This window comes from Mesorhizobium sp. NZP2077, from assembly GCF_013170805.1.
Lineage (GTDB): Bacteria > Pseudomonadota > Alphaproteobacteria > Rhizobiales > Rhizobiaceae > Mesorhizobium.
This window is the reverse complement of record NZ_CP051293.1, coordinates 6,349,684-6,373,844: the sequence shown is the minus strand read 5'-3', so window position 1 is coordinate 6,373,844 and position 24,161 is coordinate 6,349,684. Positions and strand designations below refer to the sequence as shown.

Annotated in this window: 29 protein-coding genes and 1 pseudogene; 20 read left to right on the top strand and 10 right to left on the bottom strand. The window is 61.0% G+C overall.

Annotated features, from left to right (window positions below):
• Positions 1-5 precede the first annotated feature (5 nt).
• From HGP13_RS31535 to HGP13_RS31515, 5 genes are all read left to right on the top strand, one after another.
• Positions 6-2,081, top strand: coding sequence for a response regulator (locus HGP13_RS31535; RefSeq protein WP_172233338.1), 2,076 nt, complete (start codon positions 6-8; stop codon positions 2,079-2,081).
• A gap of 538 nt (positions 2,082-2,619) precedes the next feature.
• A complete protein-coding gene (locus HGP13_RS31530) occupies positions 2,620-3,126 on the top strand; it encodes a hypothetical protein (RefSeq protein ID WP_172233335.1) in 507 nt (168 codons plus the stop codon).
• 14 nt (positions 3,127-3,140) lie between these two features.
• Entirely contained in the window at positions 3,141-3,554 is a 414-nt protein-coding gene (locus HGP13_RS31525; RefSeq protein ID WP_172233332.1) for a phage holin family protein, read from the top strand.
• Positions 3,535-4,194, top strand: coding sequence for a hypothetical protein (locus HGP13_RS31520; protein ID WP_172233329.1), 660 nt, complete (start codon positions 3,535-3,537; stop codon positions 4,192-4,194). The genes HGP13_RS31525 and HGP13_RS31520 overlap by 20 nt, the downstream gene beginning before the upstream one ends.
• 113 nt (positions 4,195-4,307) lie before the next feature.
• On the top strand, positions 4,308-5,327 hold the full coding sequence (locus tag HGP13_RS31515) for a YihY/virulence factor BrkB family protein (protein ID WP_172233326.1): 1,020 nt from the start codon (positions 4,308-4,310) through the stop codon (positions 5,325-5,327).
• A 168-nt stretch (positions 5,328-5,495) separates the two neighbouring features.
• Here the strand turns inward: HGP13_RS31515 and HGP13_RS31510 are convergent, their stop codons facing one another.
• The 6 genes from HGP13_RS31510 to HGP13_RS31485 all read right to left on the bottom strand — a co-directional run bounded on the left by HGP13_RS31510 (position 5,496) and on the right by HGP13_RS31485 (position 9,932).
• Positions 5,496-5,903: a hypothetical protein gene (locus HGP13_RS31510; protein WP_172233323.1), complete on the bottom strand. Its 408-nt coding sequence runs from the start codon at positions 5,901-5,903 to the stop codon at positions 5,496-5,498.
• Between the two features lie 150 nt (positions 5,904-6,053).
• Complete coding sequence (locus tag HGP13_RS31505; RefSeq protein ID WP_172233320.1) at positions 6,054-6,689, bottom strand: outer membrane lipoprotein carrier protein LolA; 636 nt, start codon at positions 6,687-6,689, stop codon at positions 6,054-6,056.
• 77 nt (positions 6,690-6,766) lie between these two features.
• Entirely contained in the window at positions 6,767-7,030 is a 264-nt protein-coding gene (locus HGP13_RS31500) for a YMGG-like glycine zipper-containing protein (RefSeq protein WP_057144520.1), read from the bottom strand.
• A 408-nt stretch (positions 7,031-7,438) separates the two neighbouring features.
• Positions 7,439-8,251 carry a metallophosphoesterase gene (locus tag HGP13_RS31495; protein WP_172233317.1) on the bottom strand — a complete coding sequence of 271 codons (813 nt, stop codon included), beginning with the start codon at positions 8,249-8,251 and terminating at the stop codon, positions 7,439-7,441.
• Positions 8,248-9,225, bottom strand: a complete 978-nt coding sequence (locus HGP13_RS31490; protein ID WP_246707182.1) for a diacylglycerol kinase family protein — start codon at positions 9,223-9,225, stop codon at positions 8,248-8,250. Before HGP13_RS31490 ends, HGP13_RS31495 begins: the two co-directional genes overlap by 4 nt.
• Positions 9,183-9,932 carry a phosphatase PAP2 family protein gene (locus HGP13_RS31485; protein WP_172233314.1) on the bottom strand — a complete coding sequence of 250 codons (750 nt, stop codon included), beginning with the start codon at positions 9,930-9,932 and terminating at the stop codon, positions 9,183-9,185. Before HGP13_RS31485 ends, HGP13_RS31490 begins: the two co-directional genes overlap by 43 nt.
• Before the next feature lie 327 nt (positions 9,933-10,259).
• Here HGP13_RS31485 and HGP13_RS31480 point away from each other — a divergent pair, with 327 nt between their 5' ends.
• Complete coding sequence (locus HGP13_RS31480; protein ID WP_172234932.1) at positions 10,260-10,898, top strand: hypothetical protein; 639 nt, start codon at positions 10,260-10,262, stop codon at positions 10,896-10,898.
• 659 nt (positions 10,899-11,557) lie between these two features.
• Positions 11,558-11,878, top strand: coding sequence for a YMGG-like glycine zipper-containing protein (locus tag HGP13_RS31475; RefSeq protein WP_027046237.1), 321 nt, complete (start codon positions 11,558-11,560; stop codon positions 11,876-11,878).
• Between the two features lie 163 nt (positions 11,879-12,041).
• On the opposite strand, the gene HGP13_RS31470 is transcribed toward HGP13_RS31475, so the two are convergent.
• A complete protein-coding gene (locus tag HGP13_RS31470) occupies positions 12,042-12,209 on the bottom strand; it encodes a hypothetical protein (protein WP_172233311.1) in 168 nt (55 codons plus the stop codon).
• A 365-nt stretch (positions 12,210-12,574) separates the two neighbouring features.
• Here HGP13_RS31470 and HGP13_RS38155 point away from each other — a divergent pair, with 365 nt between their 5' ends.
• Together HGP13_RS38155 and HGP13_RS31460 are read left to right on the top strand one after the other, a co-directional pair.
• Entirely contained in the window at positions 12,575-13,009 is a 435-nt protein-coding gene (locus HGP13_RS38155; protein WP_246707181.1) for a hypothetical protein, read from the top strand.
• Between the two features lie 266 nt (positions 13,010-13,275).
• On the top strand, positions 13,276-13,629 hold the full coding sequence (locus HGP13_RS31460; RefSeq protein ID WP_172233309.1) for a hypothetical protein: 354 nt from the start codon (positions 13,276-13,278) through the stop codon (positions 13,627-13,629).
• A gap of 337 nt (positions 13,630-13,966) precedes the next feature.
• On the opposite strand, the gene HGP13_RS31455 is transcribed toward HGP13_RS31460, so the two are convergent.
• Complete coding sequence (locus HGP13_RS31455) at positions 13,967-14,623, bottom strand: hypothetical protein (RefSeq protein WP_172233306.1); 657 nt, start codon at positions 14,621-14,623, stop codon at positions 13,967-13,969.
• A gap of 385 nt (positions 14,624-15,008) precedes the next feature.
• Between HGP13_RS31455 and HGP13_RS31450 the strand changes: the two genes are divergently transcribed.
• A complete protein-coding gene (locus HGP13_RS31450) occupies positions 15,009-15,971 on the top strand; it encodes a zincin-like metallopeptidase domain-containing protein (protein ID WP_172233303.1) in 963 nt (320 codons plus the stop codon).
• Positions 15,972-16,419: 448 nt separating this feature from the next.
• Here HGP13_RS31450 and HGP13_RS38825 read toward each other — a convergent pair whose 3' ends face one another.
• The gene (locus HGP13_RS38825; RefSeq protein WP_172233300.1) at positions 16,420-16,683 is read right to left on the bottom strand and encodes a hypothetical protein; all 264 of its coding nucleotides are present in this window, start codon (positions 16,681-16,683) and stop codon (positions 16,420-16,422) included.
• Between the two features lie 403 nt (positions 16,684-17,086).
• Here HGP13_RS38825 and HGP13_RS31440 point away from each other — a divergent pair, with 403 nt between their 5' ends.
• The 3 genes from HGP13_RS31440 to HGP13_RS31430 all read left to right on the top strand — a co-directional run bounded on the left by HGP13_RS31440 (position 17,087) and on the right by HGP13_RS31430 (position 19,944).
• Positions 17,087-18,148 carry a toprim domain-containing protein gene (locus tag HGP13_RS31440; protein ID WP_172233297.1) on the top strand — a complete coding sequence of 354 codons (1,062 nt, stop codon included), beginning with the start codon at positions 17,087-17,089 and terminating at the stop codon, positions 18,146-18,148.
• Positions 18,149-18,504: 356 nt separating this feature from the next.
• A complete protein-coding gene (locus HGP13_RS31435) occupies positions 18,505-19,434 on the top strand; it encodes a DUF2493 domain-containing protein (RefSeq protein WP_172233294.1) in 930 nt (309 codons plus the stop codon).
• A gap of 342 nt (positions 19,435-19,776) precedes the next feature.
• Positions 19,777-19,944, top strand: a complete 168-nt coding sequence (locus HGP13_RS31430) for a hypothetical protein (protein ID WP_172233291.1) — start codon at positions 19,777-19,779, stop codon at positions 19,942-19,944.
• A 148-nt stretch (positions 19,945-20,092) separates the two neighbouring features.
• Here the strand turns inward: HGP13_RS31430 and HGP13_RS38820 are convergent, their stop codons facing one another.
• Positions 20,093-20,269: a hypothetical protein gene (locus tag HGP13_RS38820; protein ID WP_348647109.1), complete on the bottom strand. Its 177-nt coding sequence runs from the start codon at positions 20,267-20,269 to the stop codon at positions 20,093-20,095.
• A gap of 18 nt (positions 20,270-20,287) precedes the next feature.
• On the opposite strand from HGP13_RS38820, the gene HGP13_RS38815 reads away from it, so the two are divergent.
• The 7 genes and pseudogenes from HGP13_RS38815 to HGP13_RS31400 all read left to right on the top strand — a co-directional run.
• Complete coding sequence (locus tag HGP13_RS38815) at positions 20,288-20,506, top strand: hypothetical protein (RefSeq protein ID WP_348647108.1); 219 nt, start codon at positions 20,288-20,290, stop codon at positions 20,504-20,506.
• Positions 20,507-21,032: 526 nt separating this feature from the next.
• Positions 21,033-21,359, top strand: a complete 327-nt coding sequence (locus HGP13_RS31420; protein WP_172233288.1) for a DUF736 domain-containing protein — start codon at positions 21,033-21,035, stop codon at positions 21,357-21,359.
• A 172-nt stretch (positions 21,360-21,531) separates the two neighbouring features.
• Positions 21,532-21,792: a DUF2285 domain-containing protein gene (locus tag HGP13_RS31415; protein WP_172233285.1), complete on the top strand. Its 261-nt coding sequence runs from the start codon at positions 21,532-21,534 to the stop codon at positions 21,790-21,792.
• 133 nt (positions 21,793-21,925) lie between these two features.
• On the top strand, positions 21,926-22,174 hold the full coding sequence (locus HGP13_RS38145; RefSeq protein WP_246707180.1) for a DUF6499 domain-containing protein: 249 nt from the start codon (positions 21,926-21,928) through the stop codon (positions 22,172-22,174).
• Between the two features lie 13 nt (positions 22,175-22,187).
• Positions 22,188-22,691 (top strand): DUF2285 domain-containing protein, encoded by a 504-nt coding sequence (locus tag HGP13_RS31410; RefSeq protein ID WP_172234931.1) that lies wholly within the window; start codon positions 22,188-22,190, stop codon positions 22,689-22,691.
• Positions 22,692-22,831: 140 nt separating this feature from the next.
• Positions 22,832-23,113: a helix-turn-helix domain-containing protein gene (locus tag HGP13_RS31405; protein WP_172233282.1), complete on the top strand. Its 282-nt coding sequence runs from the start codon at positions 22,832-22,834 to the stop codon at positions 23,111-23,113.
• Between the two features lie 17 nt (positions 23,114-23,130).
• A pseudogene (locus HGP13_RS31400) lies at positions 23,131-24,153 on the top strand (replication initiator protein A); the annotation flags it as partial.
• Positions 24,154-24,161: the final 8 nt, after the last annotated feature.

Below are 24,161 nucleotides of genomic sequence, written 5' to 3'. Positions count from 1 at the left end.
GCTCCATGCAAAAGCTTGTGCGAAACAAAGTAAGAAAACTTGAGGTCGTTCAATTGGTCGAAAGACCGGCGAGAGCACGGATACTCGCCGTCGACGACGACGAGCGAAATTTGCTGGCAATCAGCGAAGTACTCGCCTCGACCGGTGACGTCATCTGCGCTCAATCGGGAGAAGAGGCCCTGCGCTTCCTGCTGAAGGAGGACTTCGCCGTTATCCTGTTGGACGTCCTCATGCCCGGAATAGACGGCTATGAGACGGCGGCACTTATCCGCCAGCGCGAGCAATCCAAGCGCACGCCGATCATCTTCCTCACCGCCATCAACAAGGAGGAGGCCCACATGCTGCGCGGCTATGATGCCGGCGCGGTCGACTATGTGTTCAAGCCGTTCGATCCAATCATGCTGCGTTCGAAAGTCGCGGTCTTCGTCGAGCTCCACGAAAAGACGCTGGAAATCCAGCGGAAGGCGGCGACCGAACGGGGCCTGCTGGCGCAGGCACTCCAGGCGCAGAGGGATAAACTTCAGGCGGAACGGGCTCTGCGCCGCGCGGAGGAACGGCAGGATGCCATCCTGAGTTCGCTGCCAGTCTGTTTCCATGCGCGGGCAGCCGCGCCGCCCTTCGCGGCGCGATTTGTGACCAAGGGTGTCGAGCGCCTGACCGGTTTTTCCCCTGAAGACCTGACCTCGGATCCGGCTCTCGGCCTGAGCCGGGTTCACCCTGAAGATCTCCCACGGTTGGAGCAGGCACTGCTGGAGGCAAAAACCAAGGGCTCCTATACCTGCGAATTCCGCTGGCTGTGCGCCAATGGCGAGTACCGCATCTTTCTTGACCAAGGCGTGATGTCGAACGGTTCTGACGACAGCGAGCCGGAAATATTGGGCACGTTGCTTGACGTGACCGAGCGGCGCGGCCTTGAGGACCAGCTGCTGCAATCACAGCGCCTTGACGCAATCGGCAAGCTGACCGGTGGCCTGGCTCATGATTTCAACAATCTGCTCGCCGCTATTCTCAGCGGATTGGGATTGCTCGAACGCCGCGGGATACTGGATGATCAGGGACGACAGGTTGTCGACCTGCTGCGGCGTTCTGCCAAACAGGGTACCGATCTCGTCACGCGAATGCTCGCCTTTTCGCGCCGACAAACGCTGAAACCGGAAGCTGTGCGGCTTGCAGCCCTTGGCGACACGATGAACGGCTTGGTCGCCCCCGTTTTGGGGGGGCTGATCCGCTTCGATTGGCAAATTGACGACACGGTATGGCCGGTGCATGTCGACGCTGGACAGCTTGAACTTGCCTTGATGAATCTGGTCTTTAATGCGCGCGACGCCATGCCTTCTGGAGGCACAATAACGGTTCATGCGCAAAACCGTTCAGTTGCAAACAGATCCGAAGACGTTCCCGCGGGTGACTATGTCGTGGTGACAGTCAGGGACACGGGCTCCGGCATCGCACCTGATATTCTGGCGAAGGTCATCGAACCTTTTTTCACCACAAAGCCCATCGGCAAGGGAACGGGTCTTGGTCTCAGCACCGTCTATGGCTTTATGAAGCAGTCCGGCGGAACGCTGCGCATTGACAGCGTCGTTAATCGTGGAACAGCCATGCAACTGTGGCTGCCACGCTCGGTTGAAGAACCCGCCACTCCCTCTGTGGAAGCCGACGTCGGGCACATCCTTCTAGACGCCCGCACGGAGCGACCGTCGATCCTTTTGATCGATGACAGCAACGTCTTGCGGCAACTTACGGCCGAGTCGCTACGCCAACGCGGTTTCGAGGTAACTTGCGCGGCAGGAGGGGCAGAAGCGCTGGCCATGATCGAACGCGCTCCCGACAATTTCGACGTCATCGTGACCGACTTCGCCATGCCACTTGTATCGGGAGTGGATGTCATCCGCTTCGCACGCAATCTGCGATCCGACTGGCCGGCGGTTATCATCACGGGCTATGCCGATGCCGAAGAGATCGCCAATCGGCCGGCGGACGTGCCGCTGCTCGGCAAGCCTTTCCGCGACAAGGACCTGTTCGAAAGCATTTTCCTCGCAATCGCCAATGCAGTGCCCCGAGAGATCAAGACAGGCTAGCGGCATGAGGATGCCGGTTGGCAATGCGCGGTACGAATTTCCTACTTGGTGAAATTCAGATTTCCGACGGCCAAGCTCCGCGCCGCTTCTTTCCTCCGGGCCACATTCCCGCTGCCAGATCGCGTACGCGCGCTGTTAGATTTTCGCGCTTCGGTCGTTGCGCATGGTGGATCCCCTGACCGGAGACATGCAACGTAACGAAGCGATAGATGATCCAACGCCGGGGCTGCCAGGCCGTCTGGCCTGTAGCTAAGCCGCCAAAAGAGTCGAGCATGTCAGATCGGAGGAAAGGTCATGATTGGTGTGAAAGGTCTGGCCCGCTCTGATGCCATTCGCGCCGCGAATGGTCGACGGTCCATTCGCTCATCTCGGATCAAATCGAGAGATTGCAGTTCGACAAACGGATGGGCGAGCGACCAGCCGGACTGACTTCGGCGCCGGAAGGAGGTCCAGCAGGGAACAAGCAGGAATATTCTGCAGAGGCAGGAACCGCCGGCTAGTGTCGAAGTTCACTCCCAATCAACAGGAGTGAAACATCATGAACACGCCAGACACAAACAACTTCCCCGGGTCCGGGAATGAATGGCAAGCTGACGACAAAGGTGCCGGTAACAGCAAGGAAGCGCTCAGCAAGTTGAAGACGAGCGCTTCCGAGACCGCGAACCACCTGAAGAGTGCTGCGGCCTCTGTATCGAACGACGCCAGGGAGTATGCCGGCTCTGTGGCTTCCGACGCGGCCGGCGCGTTCAAGGAGGCTGTCGAGTCGAACAAGACCGCCGGCGCCGATGCCATTGCCAACATCGCGCACTCCGTAAAGGAAGCCGCTGACGGCATTGAAAAGCAATCGCCCCAAGTCGCGGGCATGGTCCGCAGCGCGGCCGAAGGTGTGGAACGGATTTCGACCGACATCAGAGATCGCAACGTCGGTGAGCTATTCGACTCCGTTACGAAATTCGCGCAGCGCCAACCGGCGGCGTTCTTTGGAGTGGGGATCCTCGCCGGAGTGATGCTGACCCGCTTCATGCGCAGTTCGGATCGGTCCTGAGAGAGGCTGCTCAGATGGATGAGGGTATCGATCGCCGACCCTTCGGCAGCATCGTCGACGAAGCGATCGCGAAATTCGCATCGTTGATGCGTCTGGATTTGCGCCTGCTTGAGGCGGAAATGCGGAGCAAGATGTCGACCATCGTGTCGTCAGGCGTATGCGGGCTGGCAGCGGCCATCCTCTTCGTCTTGGGAGCTTTCGCCCTGGTCCAGTTCCTGATCCTGGCGATGATCTCTCTGGGTATCGGCGCTATGTTTGCCTGTCTCACAGTCGGGATGATCTTGATAGGCGCAGGTGTGCTTTCGCTCTACTTGGCCAAAAGAGCACTCGTTGGATGGACCATCACACCTATCGAGACTGTAAACCAGGTCCGCAGCGATCTGGCTGCATTGAAGCAGGGGATACGCTATGGCACCACGCAACGATGAGCTGGGCGAGATCATGGCGAGAAGCCGGGCCGAACGGCAGGCCCTGTTTGCGCCCGTCGCCGAAATAAGCCGTCGCCTGCAACCCGGCCACTTGGTTGACGTGACGACGCGGTACGCAAAGGACAAGGTGGCCGGGGTCTTTGGTGGCGTCTCAAACGCCATAAAGGAAAACGGCGGCGCAGCCGCGGCGGTCGCCTTGGGAGCTGTGGCGTTTTTTGATGCAGGCAGAAGAAGTGGCGAAGGCGGCAATGGTGTCGGCAGTATTCCTGCGCCGGACGCCAAAACACTGAACGGGGGGACGCACGCGGTTCGCTCGCTTCCTGATATGGAGACCCCGCGAAAGGCCATCACCAATATGGCCCGAGCAAAGGTGCTCGCCGGTTCCGCAGGAGGACTGTTCATCGGCCATGTTATCGGCCGGTCGTTCAAGCCGACCGACAAGGAGCGCGAGTTATTCGGGAAAGCGGGAGAAGAAGTCCAGAATGCCGCTGCCGAATTTGTTAGCCAGCATTCGCGCGGCGCAAAACTGGCGGCGGCGCAGGCGTTCGGCTTCGCCAGATACACTGCCGCGTTGTTGGCTCTTATGGCTGCGTTCAGCGATTATTTCGATGGCGCGAAGGACGGCGGCGATCAGCAATGAGAGAGCAGGACCGACGGGTCCCATGCCGTTGATAAATCAACGGGCAGTGCGGCCGGAACATTGGCAGTTCTGGCGCATTGCTAACGGACGCCGTCAAAGCCTTCGGACTCACAATGCGATCCGCGATCACAAAGATTTGGGACCTGGTCAAAGAGAGCACAGTAGGGTTCGTCAACGACAATGCTCTTAGCCATGGCGCGGCCATGGCTTTTTACGCCACCACCTCCTTGGCTCCAATCTTGCTGATCGTGGTCGCTATTGCAGGCCTCGTCTTCGGTCGGGAGGCTGCACAATTGGCTTTGTCTGCTCAGATCTCCGGACTGATGGGGCCGGAAAGTGCCGATCTCCTCCAGACCGCCCTGCAGAGTGCCTCGAATAAATTATCCGGAACCTGGGCCGCGGTTATCGGAGCAATCACATTGTTGGTGGCTGCATCGGGCGTTTTTGGCGAAATGCAGCAATCGCTGAACACCATATGGAAAGTTGACCCTCAGGGAAGTTCGTTCTCGCGTTTGGTCCGGGCGCGTGCGGCAAGTCTGGGTTTGGTCGCCGCGCTCGGTTTCATGTTGCTCGTGTCTCTCGTTGCCAGCGCAGCGATCTCGGCCTTGGGAAATATCATCAACGCTCTGCTGCCGTTTGGTACAATTGTCCTCGGCGTGATCAACGCTGTCGTTTCGTTTGTCCTGATCTCGGTGATGTTCGCAGCAATCTACAAAGTTTTACCCGATCGAACACTCGAATGGCGCGATGTGGGGATCGGCGCTGTTCTAACCGCCGCCCTGTTTACGCTCGGGAAGTCGCTTATCGGATGGTATATCGGTACCAGCGCGATTGCCTCCTCATACGGGGCTGCCGGTGGGCTGCTCGTCATCCTCCTGTGGGTTTACTACTCATCGGAAATTTTTCTCCTCGGCGCCGAGTTCACGCGGGCCTATTCCATTCGGCACGGCAGCAGGGCGGACCTGGAGGCATTGGTTGATAGTCCGTTGTCAGCAGAACATATCCCAATTCGCTCAGAGCAAACTTCTCCCTCCGCCGGCGTTATCACGTTCTTGGCGGTGGCGTGCGCGAGCGCAACGATGACCGCTCTTATGCTCAGCCTTCGGCGTTTCCAAGCCGACAGGGACAGATGACGTTGATCGGTCTGGGGCGACAACGGGGCCCTTCGAAACCGTATCGTGCCAGTCGGAAAATTTCACGCGGCGTCGCGCCGGGTCTAATACAGCGCCCAACTGTGCTGGTTGGCGGAATTATTCTCCGCTTCACAAGCCGGCTACCTTCGCGGTGACAAGCTTTTTGCCTCAGCGCGTGGCAGACGATAATTCAGACGCCAAACGCGCGCTTGCACTTGAGAAAACGACGAACGCAAACATCAACACGGCTGCAGCCACGATTAGCGAACCGACAGCGACGATCGGCTCAAGAGCGGTATTGCCTTGGAGCATCAGATATAGTGCCGGTAGCATCACAACCAAGCCGACATTATAGAGGCCGTATTGGATCATCGCGATTTTCCGCGCCGCCTTTGCCGGGTTAAGGGCGTAATACCCGCCGAAGATTGCGCTTGTGACCCATCCGAGAAGATTGATGTGGGCATGTGCCGGAAAGGCGCCGTGGTCGCCTGAGATCGCCATTTGGAGGCCGGCCCCGATCCCCACAATGAGCCACACAATAGCTGTCTTAAAGAAAAGATCCGAAACCTTAGGCATGACACTTCCTCCCTAAAAATGCCGATTCCAGCCGTCTATCTTGATCTCAATCCGGTCCTTTTGCCAAGGGCAGCCTCTCTGTTTACTCGGCCATTGCTGCCGCCAGCGACGCAGGCGAGCGTGACCCGCTTCCGACGGTCGCGCTGCCGACTATTTGGTTGTGGTGTTGAATTCCCGGTTTGCTGCATAGTCGATCGTGAAGGTGTTCGCAGGAACGGGAACGCCCTGCTTGACGTTGGTTATAGTGACCGTCGTGGTAAGGCCCTTTTCGTCGGTGAGGCTCCATCTGCGCAGATCGAGCGACTTCCTGTCAAACACCATGCTGATGTTCGAATTGCCGAACACCGACTTGTCAGCCAGCTTAACAACAATTTGAGCACCCTCGTCTCTGATGCTTTTGAGGCGACGGCCGGAGAAGTCGACCTTGTTGTCGAGGAGCAACTTGAGCGGCGTCTTCGAAAGAGCATAAAGCCGCGATGTCTTCAGCTTCTTGTTATAGACCACCAGGGATTTGCCATCTGCGATGACGCTTACCCCTGATTGGCCTGCATAGTTGAACCTGATCCTCCCCGGCCGCTGCAGAAAGAATCTGCCGCTGGTCATTTCCGCTCTTGGGCCCGACTGGACAAAGTCCCCGGACATGGACTTTACCGATGAGAAGTGATCGGCGATCGTCTTTGCATCTACAGACGCGGCCAAGACCGCGGTCGTAAGTTCGACGTTTATCGCGGCAGCGCTGACAATGGCAAACCAGAAACCCAGCAGTATCTTGATCTTTTGTGCCATTCACTTGTCCTACCCCGACACGGCGCCGCGATCGGATAGGACCACGCGCCTTGAGATCAGTATCCGTCCGGTTGAGATCAGTATCCGTCTGGGCACCGTGCAACGTAAACGCGGCCATGCCGATCGCGATATCTGCACTGGCCTGCTTCGCTGGCGTGCCCGATGACCGCCCCGGCTAGGGCTCCAACCGCGCCGCCAACGACCGCCCCCTGCACCGGGTCGCCCGCCACTGCTGCGCCTATAGCTGCGCCACCCAAGCCACCGACGGCAGCGCCTTGTTCTGTGCGGGAGCATGCAGCGAGCGGAATGAGTAGACTCAAAATGAGCAGCGTCTTCTTCATTGGTTCTCTCCTGAGGCCACTATTAGCCGAAGCTTAAATGCGCCACAGAGGCTTTTGATCCATCGACCCACGCCAACCCTCACACATTTGCACCGTGTGGCGCTGCGCTCGGCGTGTGTTGCTTTCCAGGGAGAAGGGAAAAAATAGAGCATTCAGAACGGGCGCAGTGCGGGGGCGTAACACAAATCTTTTGGAACCGGCGAAGGATCGGATCGATCGAATAGGTGGTCGCAGGAGGCCCGCAAGAATGCTCCGAGGGACCTGCGCACCGTCGTCGTGCCGGTAAGTGTCTGCTTTCAGGAAGTGGTCGAAAGCCGCTTGCTGGTCGTCTCAGGGGGCGGCGTTCTGGCTGAACGGCGACGTGAATTCAGGTAAGGGGCACTTCCCCTAAAACAGAATTGATCTGCGCTAATCAAGCAGGCGCCATCCGTCTGGGCCATGCCGAAAGGAATATCTCGCCGAGGTTTCGAACCCGCCCTGCGGAGACCGCCAGCCTCGACATTCCACGGATATTTCCGGACGATCGATGCAAATAATGTTGAACGAATTTGCGCCCTGGCGAAGTCGCGATGACACCGCCGTTCCCGCTTGAATAAGCAATGCCGCATAGCCGTCGATAAGATAGCGCCGGGCGCTCGAACCGGCGCGATGAACATGCTGATGGCCAGACAATATGATGTCGACGTCGCTACGCGAGAAGGCGTTCATTGCAAGACTTGCTCGACCGACGATGCCATCGTCGGCTTCGACATCCAGTCCCTCGAACGGATGATGGGTGACGACTATCCGGGTAATGTCATCGGACAAATGTGCGAATTTTTCAGCCGCCGCCCCAAGCTGACGGACATTGATCCTGCCGTCCTTGATTGTCAGGGACCGGGCCGTGTTGATCCCGACGACAGCGACTTCGCTGTCGGCGTAAAACGGATCAATGTCCGCCTCGATGTAGCGCTTGTACCGAGACAGAGGCGCGAGGGCACGGGCAAAGACATTCCAGAGCGGGACATCGTGGTTGCCAGGAACCACAAGGCGAGGGCCAGGAAGGGAGTCGAGAAACGCTCGCGCCTGCAGGAATTCATGTCTGCGGGCGCGTTGCGTCAGATCCCCTGAAACGACAAGCAAATCTGGAGCGATTGCGCGCACCTCCGCAGCGATGGCCTTCACAAGTTGGTTGTCTGCTTTTCCGAAATGCAGATCCGAGAGATGGACGAGATTTCTCACCAATTCGCTCCGGCAGGGCTGGTCACTGATCGCCCGCTTGGGCCAGGCGAAAGAACCCTCAGCGCAGCTGGGCGGATCCTGAATTTCAGGGGCATCTTCATATGGACGGCTTCTCCGTCCAGCGAGACCAGCATGGTGGTTCGATGCGAGGTGATCTCCAGTGTTTTTGTGCGAAACAATTCCACGTCGCGAGCTGAATCGATCAGACCGAATGCGATCTTCAATGGGATCAGCACCAGCCCAAACCAAGATTGCTGTTTGACGACATAAACGCACAGCTCTTTTGAGGACAGGTTTTTGCGGCGGCCGAGGTCAGCGAGGTCGTAGAAATTGTTGCCGACGAATACGCAGGGCGTCCGCAGTCTCTTGCGCTCACCTTGCGCGGCAATGTGGACCGCCTGCCATGATGCGAACCTGAATGTTCTTGCAAGAGCAGGACCCATAGCTGAGAGCTTGCCCAACCCGCTACGCCGTTGCTCGGCAGAACGTTTCGCAACAAAGAAAGGATAGATGCCAATCGATGAGTTGTTGAGAAAAACGCGTCCGTTCACCTCGGCGACATCGACGGTCACAGGATTATTCGCGGCAATCGCGTCCATTGCCGCATCGAGTTCGATAGGCAGACCAAGATCCTTGGCGAAGTGGTTCAGCGTGCCTAGCGGCAGGACGCCCAGTGCTACTTTTGTCCCGGCAAGCGCCGACGCCGCGCTCCCAAGCGTGCCATCGCCACCACCGACAACCAACACTCGTCGATCGCCCGATCTCGGGCGTTCAGCCACGAACCTCTGCGCGATCTCGCCGATCTGACGCCCCGAAACTAACTTCACATCGGCGTCGATGCCACGTTTCGCGAACCCGTCACGGACGAGCTTGTCGATATCGTCGCTGCGCGCGGCGGCGCCCGCCCCTTGGTTGATGAGCGCCAAAGTCCTCAAGGCTCGATGTCCTGATTGACGCGGGTCGGCTGAAACCATGACGCGGCCGTCCAACACAGGATTGCCCAGCCGGAACCGACGCACCATCCCGCGAGCACATCCGTGGGATAGTGGACCGCGAGATAGACGCGACTCACGCCAACAGCCAGGGTGAGAAAGACAGCGAGACCCATGAAATAGACCTTGACGCGCGGGTCGGCGTTGGCACGAGCAAGCAGGGCGCCAACGGTGAGGAAGGTGATCGCTGAAAGCATGGCATGTCCGCTCGGGAAGCTCGCCGTGAACACTTGCGTGACGTGCGGTATGTCCGGCCTGGGCCGGTCAAAGCTCTTCTTGAGGATCGTGCTGAGCAATTCACCGCCGACCACCGACACAGCCATCAAGATCGCGAGAGCCCGCTTATGGATCAGAAGCAGATAGCCGACCCCTGCCAGCAGCACGAATCCAAGAAATACCACGCTGCCGATGGACGTCACATCTCGGGCTGCCTCGTGAAGCCACGGTGGTCCAATTGGATTGGCGGGATCGGCTGCGCTGCGCAAGGCTGACAGAACGGCAAGATCGAACGCCGTGGTATCGCCGTCCAGGACTTCTTCCGCAAGCGCGCCGAAGGCAAGAATGAGGACGGCAACAAACAGCCCCGCCGCAACTGACCATGGCACACTAAACCAGGCCGTCGCTGACAGCGAGATCGGGCCGCGTCGCCCGGAGGAGTTGCGCTCGTTGGTTGGGGTGAATTCACGCATGCGCAAGACCTCATTTCCGAGGCCACAACGGGATTGTCAGGGTGAAGTTCCCGTGTCACCCGTGCGCTATAGGCGACGCGCTCGGCGCGAGATGCGCGCTCATGTTTCGCGGCCACTTGGGGTGCAACTATTGCGCTTCTCAAGCGTCATGGGTGCAGGTCATCTTCGTTGCTGAACTTTCCAAACGCCGTGCAACACCGCGATACGAACAAAAGGACAGGCCGCATGAAACAGCGCCGGCCAAAAACTCAAGGGAAGCGTAAGTCACCCGCGGGGAAAGCACTGGCGCGCGCCGGCGCCATCTTGATCAACATCGTTCAGAAACACATGCTAAGCCGGGCGACGACCAACCAAGGAACGAGCAGCGCGCCTGAGTTGATTGCGGAGTGGCCGCTACCGCCTTCAGCGACGCTCGGATCCGCAGTTCGCGTCAAAGGCATTGAACGCGAACTGCGCGCGCGCCTGCCATGGGCCTTGCGAAAGCACCCCAAGGTGGAGATCGGTCGCATCGCAATTCAAATGCCCGAAGGCGAGGTCGATGCGTTCGAAGCCGCTTCGGCCATCATCTCCGAGACGCTGAAAGACATTGAAGACCTACCCGTCCTGCCGCGCGAGGCAGAGGATATCCTGACGATCCTTGCCCGCGAACGTCACAAATGGCTTAAAGACGGTCGGCTGCGAAGCGTCGGCACCCGTACAGTCAAGATGCGCGGCCGGTCGAAGGCCGTCACCTTCCATGTTTTCCATCCACGGCACATCGAGGACGTGCTCGATCGCGACCTACCGACCCTCTGGAGAGAACAGGATGCGCAAGAAGTTGCCGAGAACAGGCGGCGCGGCGCCGGGAAGGCCGCGCTGACGCGCGCTGGCAAGGGCAAGGGTGCGAAAAGAACTGGCAAAGAAGAAGGACCGGCATCAAAGTTAGAGGGATGGGATGTGTTCGAGGAAGAGGGCTTGCTGCGCTAGGCCTGGCCGCAACCAGGTTCTAGACGAAATCTTTGCCGCCATCGGCTCCAAAACCATCGGTGTCGGGTTCGCAGGATGTGCAAGCAGGTCGACAAGCGGTGCAACCTCTACCGGCCGGCGCGACCGGTCACGTGCTTCCCCGGCAATGATGCAGGGCGGCCTGGCTTTGCCTCGAGCTCTCAGAGATCGACCTTCGCGTTATCGCCCACATTTGGCTTGGTGCCGTTCGCAGCCGCGAACACCATTTTGGCTGTAGCGACGACCAGTCCCGGGCTGTCCCACAATTCGCCTTCGTCCGATTTCACACATGCGCACATACTGCGCGGCGCGGGTTCTTCGAGAATCCGCGGTGGCTGGATTGGCCGTGCAAGCCTCTTGCATAGTTTGCCGCCAAACAGGGCAGGGTGCTCAGCCCTAGGCTGTCCATGCTAGCGAGCCGATGCTGCCATTGGGTTACACACTCGTCGACACTTTGTATCGAATGGAGCCTTCTTCGAGCGGCAGTCAAATCTCGGGAAATCGACGTTTGCCAGGAAGCGCGCCCCCATCAACGCCCGAGAAACTATGTCTCATATCGTGAGCGGCGGTGCCCCCGTTCCGCCGCAATGCGACCGCACGGGACGATCGATAGGGATTTCAGACCTTTAAGGGAGACCTCCATGACCTTTCACAAAGCCATCGCCGCCGTGCTGATGACCGCGGCACTTGCTGGCTGCCAGTCTCAGACCGAAGGACAGCAGCGGGCAACGACGGGCGCCCTGCTCGGCGGCGCCGGCGGCGCTCTCGTCGGCCAGGCCATCGGCGGCAACACTAAGAGCACGGTCATCGGCGCGGCCGGTGGCGCGCTGCTCGGCGCCGTCGTCGGCTCGGCCACCACCCCGCAGCAGCCCCGTGGCGAACAGATGTGCCGCTACCAGGACCGCTACGGCCGCATCTACACCGCGCCCTGCGACGATCGCTATTACAACGGCAATTATTGATCGCATCGATGACGCGAGGCGCGCAGCGTATTGAAACTTCACGCCTCGCTCGCGAACTTCGCTGACTGAGCCGCGGCGACCTCTGCCCGCATCTCAGCATGCTGCCCGACATGGTTCACCGTCAGCTTCGAGCCCGATATGCGACAGCTCGGTCGCAGCCGCTTTAGCGGCATGCGTGGCGGGTTCCACCACGCGCTCGAACATCCTTGTCATGTCGCCATTCGGCGGTGAAGGGGTGATCCCAGCCATGCTCGATCCCGCCGAGCTCCGCCCGCCATCTGGTCGAGGAGAGCGACTTCAGCGGCCGCGACACCGCGTGCGAGTTCTTCACGCGCCGCGCCTTCAGTTCAAGCGAAGTTCCATGGCCCACCTCCTGTACCAATCCACCAAGAAGTGCGCAAAACAAGAACATTGGAGTCAATGGGGCCTTGACGGAATGGGAATATATTCCTTATACTGGGATGATGTAGGGCACCAACAGACCTAGCTTGACGTCGATCGCGCTGTGCCGTGAGCCGGTTGCCAACCGACCCAGGTTGGTGTGATGCCAATGTGTTCGGGCGTCGCGCTATCCCAGGGAAGGGTTCATTGGGCGCAGGCATTTCGTCCAGTTGATCGAACGAGCGCTTTGCGAGAGCATCCATAGGCCGGTCTGGGTGGAATGGGCGAGTTGCTACCAATTTCGGGGCTGACGCGATGCAAGACCTCATCGATTTCTTCCAAACAAACTCTGTGCTGGTCCTGGCCAACCCCATCGCGTTTGCTTCGTTCGCCATGCTTTTTGGCAGCAGCGGGTTTATGATAGGCCGCTATTTTTTAGCCGAGCGTATCGCCAACCTGGAGAGCCGCATCGCGCGGCGCGACGACGAAATCAAGGAACTCAAATCCCGGCATTTAGCGACCGCGGAGCCGCCGCTGATCCCCATCATTGGGACCTCCGCGATCGGCGAAAATGACTGGCCGCCCACCCAGAATGGAGAGCCGGCGTCTTATGCGATAGAACGTCGGGGAGCTTTTGAGATCACGCTCGGCGTGAGTCAAAAACAGGACCACAAAGAGAATCAGCAAGGCAGAGACGATTCCGGTGACAATCGGCATTGGACACTCTTTGAAAATCGAACTTCGTTTTGAAGGTCATCCTGAATAGAACGGCGCCGCGTGACGTCAGCCTGGCCGCATGACGCCCGGCTCTTCGGTGGGCGGATCGCTGATCGCCAGCTGGTGGGAATGGTCGAGCATCACGTCTGAGAAATTGACAGCGGCGACCAAGTAACCCGCTTCATCATAGACCTTTGTGATGGACCCAGGCGCGGGTTGGGCAAGCTTGCAGCCATCGGTCCGGCTCCAAGTCGCCAAACCCAAGATATCGCGCGGCCTCTTTCAGAATGAGGCGTACGATGATCCGTTCGACAGCAAGGGAGGAACAAATGCCAATCGGAGAAGCGGTGGAGTACCTGCATAAGTTGCGCCGGGAGGCGATCCATGCGGAAGCGGGCAACGTGAAAGGGATTACGCGTCATTTGCAGCTGAACATCGGGAAGTCGCGCGATCTTCTGGAAACGAGCCAGGCAACGGATGCGGCTCTGGCTCACCTGCTGGAGACAGGCAACGCGCTCATCTGGGAACTCGCGCCCATTTCAAAACAAACAGCCGCGCTGAGGAAAGACAAGATTTCCGGCTTGAGGCACGCCTTTGAAACGGCATTGAACATGGCCATCGAGGAAGTCAGGAAGGCGAAGCCAAAAGCCTAGACTGGACACGGCCTCTGACCGCCTTCAAGGGGCGGGACGCCTACCGGTTCTTCATCCTCGGGCTTGACCCGGGGATCCATGCCGTGACGGTTGCCGACGAACGCGGCGTATCAGAATTCTGGACTGTCGGTGGCGCTCGAAGCTCACGGCATGGATCCCTTGGGCTGCGGAGCAGCTCCAGGGGTCTGCGCCGCGTCGCTTCGCTCCTTGCTCCGCCCTGGGATTGTTTGACGAAAAGGTGTGGCGCTCTCCGTGCGCCTGTAGTTCGCAACATCGGCCAGCCGCTCCCTTCTCGTACCGCTTCTGCCTCCAACGACCAGGCGGGGAGGGCCTTTGCTCACGCCCCGAAATCTTGCGCAACCCGCTCCAGAACCTTGCGCGGTTTGTTGGTAATGACATCGCCGTGGCTGACAATAATGCGCACAAGGTCCGGGTCCTCAGACCATTTGCGAAACGCCGCGCCCAACGCCTTTCCGTCCTTCACAAAGAACCATCTTGCAGCGCGCGGCGTGCTCGGCCGGTTGACGCCGAAGCCCAGCAGGCGCGCCATGATATGCGCGCCAATCCCATAGGGGTGGCGCACATTGGCGAGGATGTCGTTGACGACAAGGGTTGTACCGCCGTCGCGGCGCACGAACAGCGCCGCCTCTTTTTCCGCAACTCCCGGCACCGTTTCCATCCGAACGGAAGGATCGTCAAAGATATCCGCAGTCGAATCGACGTAGACCACCTTCTCTACGGCCTCCCGCGCGCCCGGCGGGCAGACAATTTTCGCTTGGGGATAGCGGAGCTTCCAAGGCTTGATGTCCAGCCGATGGCCGGCACCCGGCACGATGAGAAAGGCCGGCTCACCAAGCGCTTCGATCTCATGCATTTCCGGCTCTGCAAGGGGAATGCAGCTCCAGATCGCGGTGCGGTTTCCTCTTAGGCCGACCACCGTCATTCGCCGCGGAAAATGACCAAGCGGCATCTGGATCTCGCCGCTGACCGTCAAGAGACCGTCAGCGACCGCCTTCAACCGGCCGTGCGGCTCGACTTGCCATGTCTCATGGACCTTCGGCATGCAAACACCCACGCTTGGTTTGCATCGATAATTGTTACCTCTGGTTTTCGTTCCCTGCGGCAGTAGGCGTTGGAGCGGGCCCCGCTGGGCATCCCCCCTGCCGGGGCAGGGCCGTCGGCGAAGCTGAAGCCCCGTCTGCGACGGGCCTTCCCCCATGCGGGCTTCCAGCCCTGACGCGAGCCCTGTCATGCCGGCGTCTTTTCCTGCCGCCGATGGGTATCGAGACGGATCCGATGAGAGGCAGAGTGCGGACCGGGTTGCCGTGACGGGTTGAAGGCGGGAGAGAGGCTCCTGGCGCCCGTCGCGGAGAACCGCGATGTACAGAAACACCGCTCGCGCCCGTTCCGGCAATGACCGCACGGGCCTCTATCAGGAAATCACCGACAAGATCATCACCGAACTGGAAGCCGGACGTGTCCCCTGGGTGCAGCCTTGGGGAACCGCCGCGGCAAAGGCGCCGCTCGCCATGCCGTGGAATGCGTCAGCGCATCGCCGTTACTCCGGCATCAACGTCCTGATCTTGTGGGGCGCGGTCATCGAGCATGGCTTCTCGGGGCAGAGCTGGCTTACTTTCAGCCAGGCGCTCGCACTCGGCGGTAACGTCAGGAAGGGCGAGCACGGTACGACCGTCGTATTCGCCGACCGCTTCATTCCCAGCAACGAGAAGAAGCGAGCCCGCGAGAGCGGTGATGAAGCGCAGGCTATTCCATTCCTAAAACGCTTCACAATCTTCAACGCAGATCAATGTGAGAACCTGCCGCAGGACATCGCCGCCCTCGCACCACCACCTCCGCCGGGGATCGTCGAACCGCAAGCAGAGACACTGATCCGGGCCACCGGCGCGGACTTTCGGATCGGCGGCAGCCGCGCCTTCTACAGCCCGGCGAGTGACTTCGTGCAGGTCCCGCCGCCCGCCGCCTATTTCGAGCCGATCAACTGGCACCGGACCGCCTTCCACGAATTGGGGCATTGGTCGGGTCATTCCTCCCGGCTCGACCGTGACATGACCGGTTCCTTCGGCTCCAAATCCTACGTGCGCGAGGAACTAGTCGCCGAATTGGCGGGCGCCTTCATCTGTGCCTCGCTCTCCATCGCGCCGACGGTGCGCCATGCCGATTATATCGGTTCATGGCTGGAGGTCCTGCGCGAAGACAATCGCGCCATTGTCCGCGCGGCCAGCGCGGCATCGAAGGCCGCCGAATTCATCCTCGGTTTCCAGCCTGGTGTCGATCACCAAGCGACCTCGGCAGCAGCGACCGACAAAAGGGAGGCGGCGTGATGGGGCCACGGAACGCGCTTCTCCGGCTTCCCGGTTCGGCTCGTGCGGGACGTGTTCTCTCGGTACCGCTCACTGGGTGTCGCGATGGAGGTTTCTGTCCGCGGCACGGTCTTCCCTGCCCAGTCCTCCCAGCTTCGTGACAAGCCCTACGCATAAGCGATCGAAGCCCGCCATGCGACTTGGGAGACCCGCCTGCCGGCAGACGCCAACAAGCTGTGGGATGCGCTTGCGGCGTTCAACAATGACGAGCGAGCCGCGCTGTTCGCCCATTGCGCCTCCTTCGGAGTGAACGCCCTCTATGACAGGGCCGATCGCTTCGGCAACGGCGCCATCTCAGCGCATGGCGTCCGGCAGCGCCTTTCCGAAGCCGATCATCTGGCCGGGGTGGTCGGGCTCGACATGGTTGATTCCGGCTGGCGGCCGACGGTCGGAAACTATCTCGGACGCGTCACCAGGCGCGGATTATCGAGGCGGTTCGCGAGGGCGACGGTGAGCGCGCGGCCCAGCTTATCGACCACCTCAAGAAGGACGATATGGCCAAGGAGGCGGAGCGGGTGCTCGCCGACCGTGGCTGGCTGCCTGAACCTTGCGGCTTGTCGACCTTGATGTCGAAGCGGTCGAGCACAATGCCGACGGCGCAGACGAAACTTTGCCGGACTTCCTCGCGGGTGACGACGAGGGTGGATTGGCTGGTGACGGGGACGAACAGCATCTCGACGCCGCCGAATAGTCACGGCTCTTCCGCGCCACCCACTGCCCGGCACTCGCAAGAGCGCCGGGCATTTTTGTGGGCGGTGGTCAGAGTGAGAGTCTTGGCTGAGACGGGTTTGAACCCGTCCGGTCAGAGAGAGCGCCGGCGGGCTTTCCCGTGTCGTTCTCCCGAGGACTTACCCAATGAACGTTTCGTTTTCGACGCCCACCAACACGACCCAGCCACGGCCATCCTCGCGGCAGTTCTGCTTCTCCCTCCCCATCTGGAACGGGGTCAACGCATTGACACGACCGTTTGGCGCGCGGCGATGGAAGCCTCGTTCGGAGCGTCCGACGCGAGCGGAGCCTGGGAAGGTCCTTCAGCGCTATCCTGTGCAGCGCGTTTGTGAGAAGGAGGCGGCTTGATGTTTCCTCACACTGCTTCCGAATTGGCATGCCGTCTTGCCCAACAGGCCGAGGCGGTGTGCCGACGCTATCTTTCCAATGGTCACCGCGAAGGCCGGTATTGGCTGGTCGGCGATGTTCACAATTCACCAGGGCGGTCAATGTTTGTCCGCCTTGACGGTCCGGATTCCGGTAAGGGCCAGGCAGGCAAGTGGACGGACGCAGCCACCGGCGAGCACGGCGATCTGCTCGACGTCATCAGGGAGTTTCTTGGTGCGGCGGAGTTCAAGGATGTCGCTGATGAGGCGCGCAGTTTCTTGACCACGCCCCGGCCAATTCCCGATAAAACTGAACGCAGACGACAATCGGATCCGGCTCCTTTCGGTTCGGTCGAAGCGGCCAGGCGGCTGGTCTGCATGTCGCAGCCGATCTCAGGCACGCCCGTCGAGACATATTTGCGTGCACGCGCCATCACGGCCTTGCACGAAACGGCAAGTCTTCGATTTCATCCGCGCTGCTATTACCGTCCCGACGAGCATGGGCCGACCGAAACCTGGCCAGCGATGATCGCGGTTGTCACCGACGTCAAAGACAAGCTCACCGGCGCACACCGCACATGGCTCGATCCTGGCGGCTTCAGCGAAGCCCATTTGGGCCGCGCTCCGATCGACACGCCGCGGCGCGCCATGGGCGAACTGCTTGGGCACGCGGTCCGCTTCGGCGTCTGTAGTGACGTGATGGCGGCCGGTGAAGGCATCGAGACGATGCTGTCGCAACGTTCAGCGCTGCCCTCCTTGCCAGCGATCGCAGCTCTATCGGCCGCACATCTGGCGGCCATCCTGTTTCCTGACACGCTGCGGCGGCTCTACATCGCTCGCGACAACGATCCGGCAGGGAACGGAGCAATGGCGACCCTCATCGAGCGCGCCAAGTCGGCCGGGATCGAAGCGATGGTGCTGACACCGCAGCTCGGCGACTTCAATGAGGACCTGCGTCTGCTCGGCCTGGACGCGCTCAGAGCGTCCTTGCGGGTTCAGCTCGCACCCCAGGACCTCACACGCTTCTTGCGTCTCGCGGTCTGACCGGAAAGGGGAACGTGATGGCGGCAACTCGTCCGGTGTCGGACGCATATCGCGTTTCTTCGCCGGGAAGCGGGCCGGCCCACGGCCTTCCAGAGGGCGATCGGGCAGCGGCCGGCCCGGACCGGCAATGGCTGCGCCTCGGCTATTTTCCGGCGGCCCTTTCCACCCCCCGCGGCAGGCCGCGGGGGGACCCCGGCTTCAGGCCTTTCCATCGCGAAACAAAATAGCCGGGCTCGCCATCCTCCACTGACGTTTCGGCCCTGCGCTGGCGCTGCGGGTGCAAGTCCGGACCGCCCGCCGCCTTCGTCGCCATGAAGGCCGCGATGGGCGCGGCCGATCTGCCGAAGGAAACAGCCATGAGCGACCCGTACGATACCCACTTCGAAGCGCAACCCGCATCATCCCCCACCGACCACCTCCTCCAGGAACTCCAGCTCTACGGCTACCGTCCCTTCGAAGACGAACCCGATCCGCGCCCGCTTCCAGAGGGCAATGTCATCGCCGCCAGCATCGCCGACATCTTCGACGCTCTCGTGGTGGCGATGGCCGACACACGCCTGGAGCCCGACCTCGAGGAACTGCTTTGGGGCACGGTCAACCTCTTCCACCGCGCATGCCATCGGATCGAACGCGAACTCGACGAAAACGAATTGTCGCAGCAGCGCTTGCAGCGCGAACAGGATGGGTCCGAGGTCAAGTCCGTTGAACTCGAACGGCTCACAGCCCAGGGTCAGACGCTGCTCGAACGCCGCACTGCCTTCGAACTGATGCGCGACCAGGCCGGCGAGCACTTCGAGCATCACACGCATTCCATCTGGCGACCGCGTTCGGGCTCCGTCGTCAACCATCGCAATCTCACCGCGGCAATGATCGACAGTCGCGATTTCCTTGCCGCCAAGAAGTATGCCGATAGCAATGCCCTTCTGCCTGTAGGGCCCAAAGTCGCTTTCACGGGCGGGTTCGACTTCAATGACCATCGGCTGATCTGGGCCAAGCTTGACCAGGTCCATGCCAAGCATCCCGACATGGTGCTTCTCCACGGCGGGTCACCGAAGGGAGCGGAGTTGATCGCGGCCAAATGGGCTCACCATCGCAAGGTTCCGCAGATTGCCTTCAAGCCTGACTGGGCGAGGCACGCCAAGGCCGCTCCCTTCAAGCGCAACGATGCAATGCTCGATATACTCCCAATCGGCGTCATTCATTTTCCTGGCACGGGCATTCAGGACAACCTTGCCGACAAAGCCCGCAAGCTCGGCATCCCGGTCATGAGGTTCGGCCCCGCATGACGGGCCGGACTAGGCCAGCACCACACGATGCCACGCTCGTCTGCGTCGCCCCGAATGGAGTCTGACCAGCACCGCTTGGCGGTTCGCGATGAAGGCGAAGGCCGGGTCAAGCTAAAGGTTTCATCGGCTTCTGAATTGAAAGCGCGACCCATCACCGCGTTTATCGGCGCAATTGCCTGGTCCCGTCCGAGGACCTGACGCCATCAACCCATGAAGGGTCGGACTACGCATAGCGCGCCGCCGTTTCGGCTTCGCCTCCACGGTGATTGCGGCCCTCGGCCGGACACATCGGGCGCCTGTCACGCGGGGATGGTCCCCGCTTCCCAGACAGGAGCCGGAAAAATGTCCCTCGCAGAAGCAAACGCCTTCGCCTTCAGCCTCGCCACCAGCATGATGATCAGCATCGTCATTTCCCGAGCCGGCGACGGCACTCTCTCGGTCGTGCCGGTGAACGAGTATGACGGCGACGAGGCTGCCATCATCGGTGAAATCGACCCGTTGGCCCCTTGAGGGGGCGAACACGCGGCTCGCGATGCGAGCACTTTCCGCGCGGTTTTAGGCCGCGCTTTTTCTTTGTTATGCCTGCGTTGCGTCGAGGCTCGTCACCCTTGCTGTTTTCGCCCTTCCGCTGTTCGTCGGCGTCAGCACAGGCACGGGGTCACTCGACACTGGGGTCGCCAGGCTTGGCCCGATCCTCGTCGCCGTCCTTGCGGCCGGGTTGACGCGTGGCGCGGGCCAGATTCTCCTCGGCCTTATCAGCCTCATCTGGGCGAAACTGGCGATCGCGCTGCTCTTCGTCACGCCAGCGATCGTTGCCGGATACCATGCTATCCATGGTATCGCGAAGCTTACGATGCCTTCGGAACTCTGGCAGGTCATCTTTTCCGTCATCGGCGCTATCACCATCGGCTTCATGGCATATCTGCGGGTGGCGGGCATGGCCGGCGCCGACAATCTGGTCGGGGGATGGTTCGAGCATAAGACCCGCGCGAGCGAGGCGGATGGATCAGACCGACAATGGCCTGGCCTCCTCATCGTCAACGGTTGGAGCGAGCGGGCTGAGTGCCAGTGATCGAGCAGTGGGCATTGCAGCGCGGACCCGATGTGGTCTTGGACTGTCTTCGGTCGATGCTGAAGGCAGGTCCGGCCAGTTGATAGCAGGAAAGCACTGCGGCCGGTGGCCGCGGCGTCGGCGGTGCGCGGGGATCTGGTGCCAGGGATGTGTGGGCGATGATGCCGGCGAAGCTCGTACGACCTGCTGGCGGCGCGTTGGGCGCCATTGTCCCCGTTGCCAATCCGTCCCGGAGCGCTCCAAACGGCCTCTTCAATGGGCTGATCTGCCCGAAGGACGGCTGAAGCCTCGACCGCCTGAGCCGCAACGGCGCGTCTCGACTTTCTTCCCCTGCCGGCCCCCCACCCCATGCGCTAGACGCATGGGGACCCCGGGGCCGTCATTCCTCGCGACACAAGAAAGTCGTTCCTGCGCCGTCCTCCGCCTTGCTCCGGTCGCAAGCGATGCGTCGTCGGTCGCCTCCGGCCAAGTGATCGCCATCGAGGCCGCATGGTGCGGGCTCGGGAACAGAAAACGGAGATTTACGATGGCTACCATCGGCACTTTCAAGAAGACCGCCTCGAACGAGTTCACCGGCGAAATCGTCACCCTCAGCGTCCAGGCCAAGAACGTGCGCATCGTCCCAGACACACGCGCCACTGGCGAGAACGCTCCCAGCCACCGGGTGCTGGTCGGCCGCGCCGAGATCGGCGCCGCCTGGTCCAAGCAGTCCAACGAGGGCCGCGACTACCTGGGTCTCAAGCTCGACGATCCGAGCTTCAACGCCCCGATCTACGCCAACCTCTTCGACGGTGAGGACGGTGAGGGCTTCTCGCTCATCTGGTCCCGCCCGAACGCGCGGCGGGGCGATTGAGGAACCCCGCAGGCCCCGGCTGGAAAGCCGGGGCCTTCTTCTACTAAGGCCGGTTGATCCCACTCAAGGCGAGGCGATGCCCAAACCGCATCGCCTGATGCTGATCAACCATCCTCCGCTGGCAAAATTGTTTCTATAAAATGCAGGCTCACTCTGAACACGAGGGCAAGCGATGATCGAGCCGTTTGACGATACCGCGCCGACGGGTGACGAACTCACCGAATACGATCGGCAGCACATCAAGCTCTATATGCGCCTGCTTGATGCCGCCGACGACGGCGCGGACTGGCGCGAGGTGGTCGAAATTCTCTTCGGCATTGATCTGACGAAAGAGCCACAACGCGCCCGGCGCATCCATGACAGCCATCTGGCGCGCGCGCGCTGGATGGCGCGTGCTGGCTACCGCCATCTCTTGCGTCAACCCGGCAACTAGCACGACCCAGCTCCTGTCGCTCCCGCGTGATGCCGAAACGGCATCACGCGATGCCGGCCGAGGGTCTTCCGGCAATCGCCACAACCCGGAATTGTTTTGAGGCGGGGGCTTGCGCGTCTTAGGAGCTCTTTGGATGAGGCCGGATACGTCGCGTTGGCGAGACAATGACAGCTATGATTATTTCGACACATTGCCCATCGAAGGGCTCGCCTGGGAGTGTCTTCGACGTCACGAACCCTATCAAAGGCACTATCAAGCGCTGCTGACCACAAGAGCCGAAAAAGCACCCTTCCACCCTGCGGCGCAACGGCAATGGGGGTTACGATTTCCCGGCCACGCCGGATTTGTCGGCCTTGGCGCAAGACGTTCTCTGGTCGCCTGACGTCGATCCAGCAGTGGTTTCTCTCGTACCGGCGCCGGCTTTCCTGTCATCGACGCCACCTGCGCCTTTGACGGGTCTGGGTGTGGACCACGACGGCCCGGAAGGACGCCACACTGTCCATAGTGCAGGTGTGGTCACTCAACTTTTCCTTCTGCCTGGCAGTGACCCGCACGGCCATCTGGCGGCGTTGATTCCCCTGGACGCAGACACGTTGGGACGAATCGAAGCACTCACCCGATTCTGGCGTGCCTGGCAGGAGCGCCCAGCGCCTGCGGACACGCGGATGACCCCGCAGCAACGCCGCCGCTTCCGTCTGATGATGCAGGCCGCGGACGGCCGCGCCAGTGGCGCGAGCTACCGCGACATTGCCATCGCCCTTTACGGGTTCAAGCGCGTCGCCGCCGATCCCTGGAAAACTTCCGCGCTGCGCGACGCGGTGATCGGTCTCGTCGAAGGCGCCACCGCCATGATCGGTGGCGGCTATTTGCAAATCCTGCGTCATCGCCGTCGATCCTAGCTGGTCTGGCCGCGCAGAAGGGGTGGAGTTTTAGCCCCCCTCAACTTCCCCATCCCTGACGAAGCTTACTCTCCGCCACCGTGGTCTCCATCCACCGCTGAACGCCAGCGGCCGTCCAAAACCCCACGGAGGCCCGATCCATGCGACCCGATATCGCCGTCTTGCCGCCACGCTTCCTGCGCACCAAGGAAGCCGCGGATTTCCTCAGCCTCTCCGCCCGAACGCTCGAAAAGCACCGTACCTATGGCACTGGTCCTGGCTACCGAAAACTCGGCGGCCGTGTCGTCTATGCCGTCGATGATCTTCAGGCCTGGGCCGAACGCGGCGCCGTCACCTCAACATCCGACCCGCGTGGGTCGGTCCTGCCGGCCAAGCGTCACACACCGACGCCGCTGGCGCATGACGGACGATACGCACGCTGACCGCGCGCGGATTTCAAGTGGTGGCGCAAAACCAATCCCTTTCGGAGCGTGGGCAACTCGATCTGTTCCGGGCGTTGCCTGGCGACTTCGCCCCACGAGACGCGCAGGATCTCATGGCCTATCCGTTCTTCTCCCTTTCCAAGACCCATCGCATCACCCCGATCGATTTTGCCGCGGGTAACGTCACGATCCGGGTCGAAGCCGTACCCGATCATGGGATGGCGACCATCTGGGACGCCGACATCCTGATCTGGGCCGCGAGCCAAATCGTCGAGGCGCGCGACACCGGGCTTCGTACCTCGCGCCTGATGGCCGCCACGCCCTATGAGATTCTCACCTTCGTCGGCCGCGGCAAGAGCCTGCGCGACTATCAACGCCTGAAGGCGGCGCTTGACCGGCTGCAGTCGACCACTGTCTCGACGACAATCCGTCAGCCCGCCGAAGGCCGGCGGCACCGCTTCTCATGGATCAATGAGTGGCAGGAGCGCATCGATCGCCATGGTAAACCCGCGGGGATCGAGTTGATCGTCCCCGACTGGTTCTACCAGGCAGTCCTCGATGACGCGCTCGTGCTGACGATCGATCGCGCCTATTTCGACCTGACTGGCGGGCTGGAGCGCTGGCTCTATCGGCTGGTCCGCAAGCATGGCGGACGCCAGCGCGACGGCTGGCGCTTCGACTTCCGTCACCTTCACCAGAAATCCGGCAGCCTGTCGCCCCACAAGCGCTTTGCCTTCGAGCTGCGCGACATCATCCGCCGCCAGCCGCTGCCCGGCTACACGCTCTTCCTCGAAGTGGAGATGGGCGGCCGGACGCTGCTCGCCTTCGAGCGGGTCGCCTCCGGTGGAAGGCCTGTGGACGGCCTCGTGCTATCGGGAACCGGACCTATCGTGCCATCGGGAACCGCAGGCTCGTGCTATCAGGAACCCAAACGGGGCCTAACCCTAGGAAAGCAAAGCCGGAATCGCGCCCTTAACTTAGAGTCTAACCCAGAGTCTAACTTTGAAGAGCGCGCGCGCGATGTGCAGAGGGTGTGTCGGTGCGACGA

Excerpts from the sequence above, each read along its gene's own strand:
- HGP13_RS31415 (WP_172233285.1), top strand. The coding sequence starts at position 21,532 with ATGATCGAGCCGTTTGACGATACCGCGCCGACGGGTGACGAACTCACC.
- HGP13_RS31430 (WP_172233291.1), top strand. The coding sequence starts at position 19,777 with ATGTCCCTCGCAGAAGCAAACGCCTTCGCCTTCAGCCTCGCCACCAGC.
- HGP13_RS31520 (WP_172233329.1), top strand. The coding sequence starts at position 3,535 with ATGGCACCACGCAACGATGAGCTGGGCGAGATCATGGCGAGAAGCCGG.
- HGP13_RS31535 (WP_172233338.1), top strand. The coding sequence starts at position 6 with ATGCAAAAGCTTGTGCGAAACAAAGTAAGAAAACTTGAGGTCGTTCAA.
- HGP13_RS31460 (WP_172233309.1), top strand. The coding sequence starts at position 13,276 with ATGATCCGTTCGACAGCAAGGGAGGAACAAATGCCAATCGGAGAAGCG.
- HGP13_RS31490 (WP_246707182.1), bottom strand. The coding sequence starts at position 9,225 with ATGGTTTCAGCCGACCCGCGTCAATCAGGACATCGAGCCTTGAGGACT.
- HGP13_RS38825 (WP_172233300.1), bottom strand. The coding sequence starts at position 16,683 with ATGCTGTTCGTCCCCGTCACCAGCCAATCCACCCTCGTCGTCACCCGC.
- HGP13_RS31405 (WP_172233282.1), top strand. The coding sequence starts at position 22,832 with ATGCGACCCGATATCGCCGTCTTGCCGCCACGCTTCCTGCGCACCAAG.
- HGP13_RS31440 (WP_172233297.1), top strand. The coding sequence starts at position 17,087 with ATGTTTCCTCACACTGCTTCCGAATTGGCATGCCGTCTTGCCCAACAG.
- HGP13_RS31480 (WP_172234932.1), top strand. The coding sequence starts at position 10,260 with ATGCTAAGCCGGGCGACGACCAACCAAGGAACGAGCAGCGCGCCTGAG.
- HGP13_RS31450 (WP_172233303.1), top strand. The coding sequence starts at position 15,009 with ATGTACAGAAACACCGCTCGCGCCCGTTCCGGCAATGACCGCACGGGC.
- HGP13_RS38155 (WP_246707181.1), top strand. The coding sequence starts at position 12,575 with ATGCAAGACCTCATCGATTTCTTCCAAACAAACTCTGTGCTGGTCCTG.
- HGP13_RS31515 (WP_172233326.1), top strand. The coding sequence starts at position 4,308 with ATGCGATCCGCGATCACAAAGATTTGGGACCTGGTCAAAGAGAGCACA.
- HGP13_RS38815 (WP_348647108.1), top strand. The coding sequence starts at position 20,288 with ATGCCTTCGGAACTCTGGCAGGTCATCTTTTCCGTCATCGGCGCTATC.
- HGP13_RS31475 (WP_027046237.1), top strand. The coding sequence starts at position 11,558 with ATGACCTTTCACAAAGCCATCGCCGCCGTGCTGATGACCGCGGCACTT.
- HGP13_RS31525 (WP_172233332.1), top strand. The coding sequence starts at position 3,141 with ATGGATGAGGGTATCGATCGCCGACCCTTCGGCAGCATCGTCGACGAA.
- HGP13_RS38145 (WP_246707180.1), top strand. The coding sequence starts at position 21,926 with ATGAGGCCGGATACGTCGCGTTGGCGAGACAATGACAGCTATGATTAT.
- HGP13_RS31420 (WP_172233288.1), top strand. The coding sequence starts at position 21,033 with ATGGCTACCATCGGCACTTTCAAGAAGACCGCCTCGAACGAGTTCACC.
- HGP13_RS31435 (WP_172233294.1), top strand. The coding sequence starts at position 18,505 with ATGAGCGACCCGTACGATACCCACTTCGAAGCGCAACCCGCATCATCC.
- HGP13_RS31505 (WP_172233320.1), bottom strand. The coding sequence starts at position 6,689 with ATGGCACAAAAGATCAAGATACTGCTGGGTTTCTGGTTTGCCATTGTC.
- HGP13_RS38820 (WP_348647109.1), bottom strand. The coding sequence starts at position 20,269 with ATGGATAGCATGGTATCCGGCAACGATCGCTGGCGTGACGAAGAGCAG.
- HGP13_RS31500 (WP_057144520.1), bottom strand. The coding sequence starts at position 7,030 with ATGAAGAAGACGCTGCTCATTTTGAGTCTACTCATTCCGCTCGCTGCA.
- HGP13_RS31485 (WP_172233314.1), bottom strand. The coding sequence starts at position 9,932 with ATGCGTGAATTCACCCCAACCAACGAGCGCAACTCCTCCGGGCGACGC.
- HGP13_RS31530 (WP_172233335.1), top strand. The coding sequence starts at position 2,620 with ATGAACACGCCAGACACAAACAACTTCCCCGGGTCCGGGAATGAATGG.
- HGP13_RS31510 (WP_172233323.1), bottom strand. The coding sequence starts at position 5,903 with ATGCCTAAGGTTTCGGATCTTTTCTTTAAGACAGCTATTGTGTGGCTC.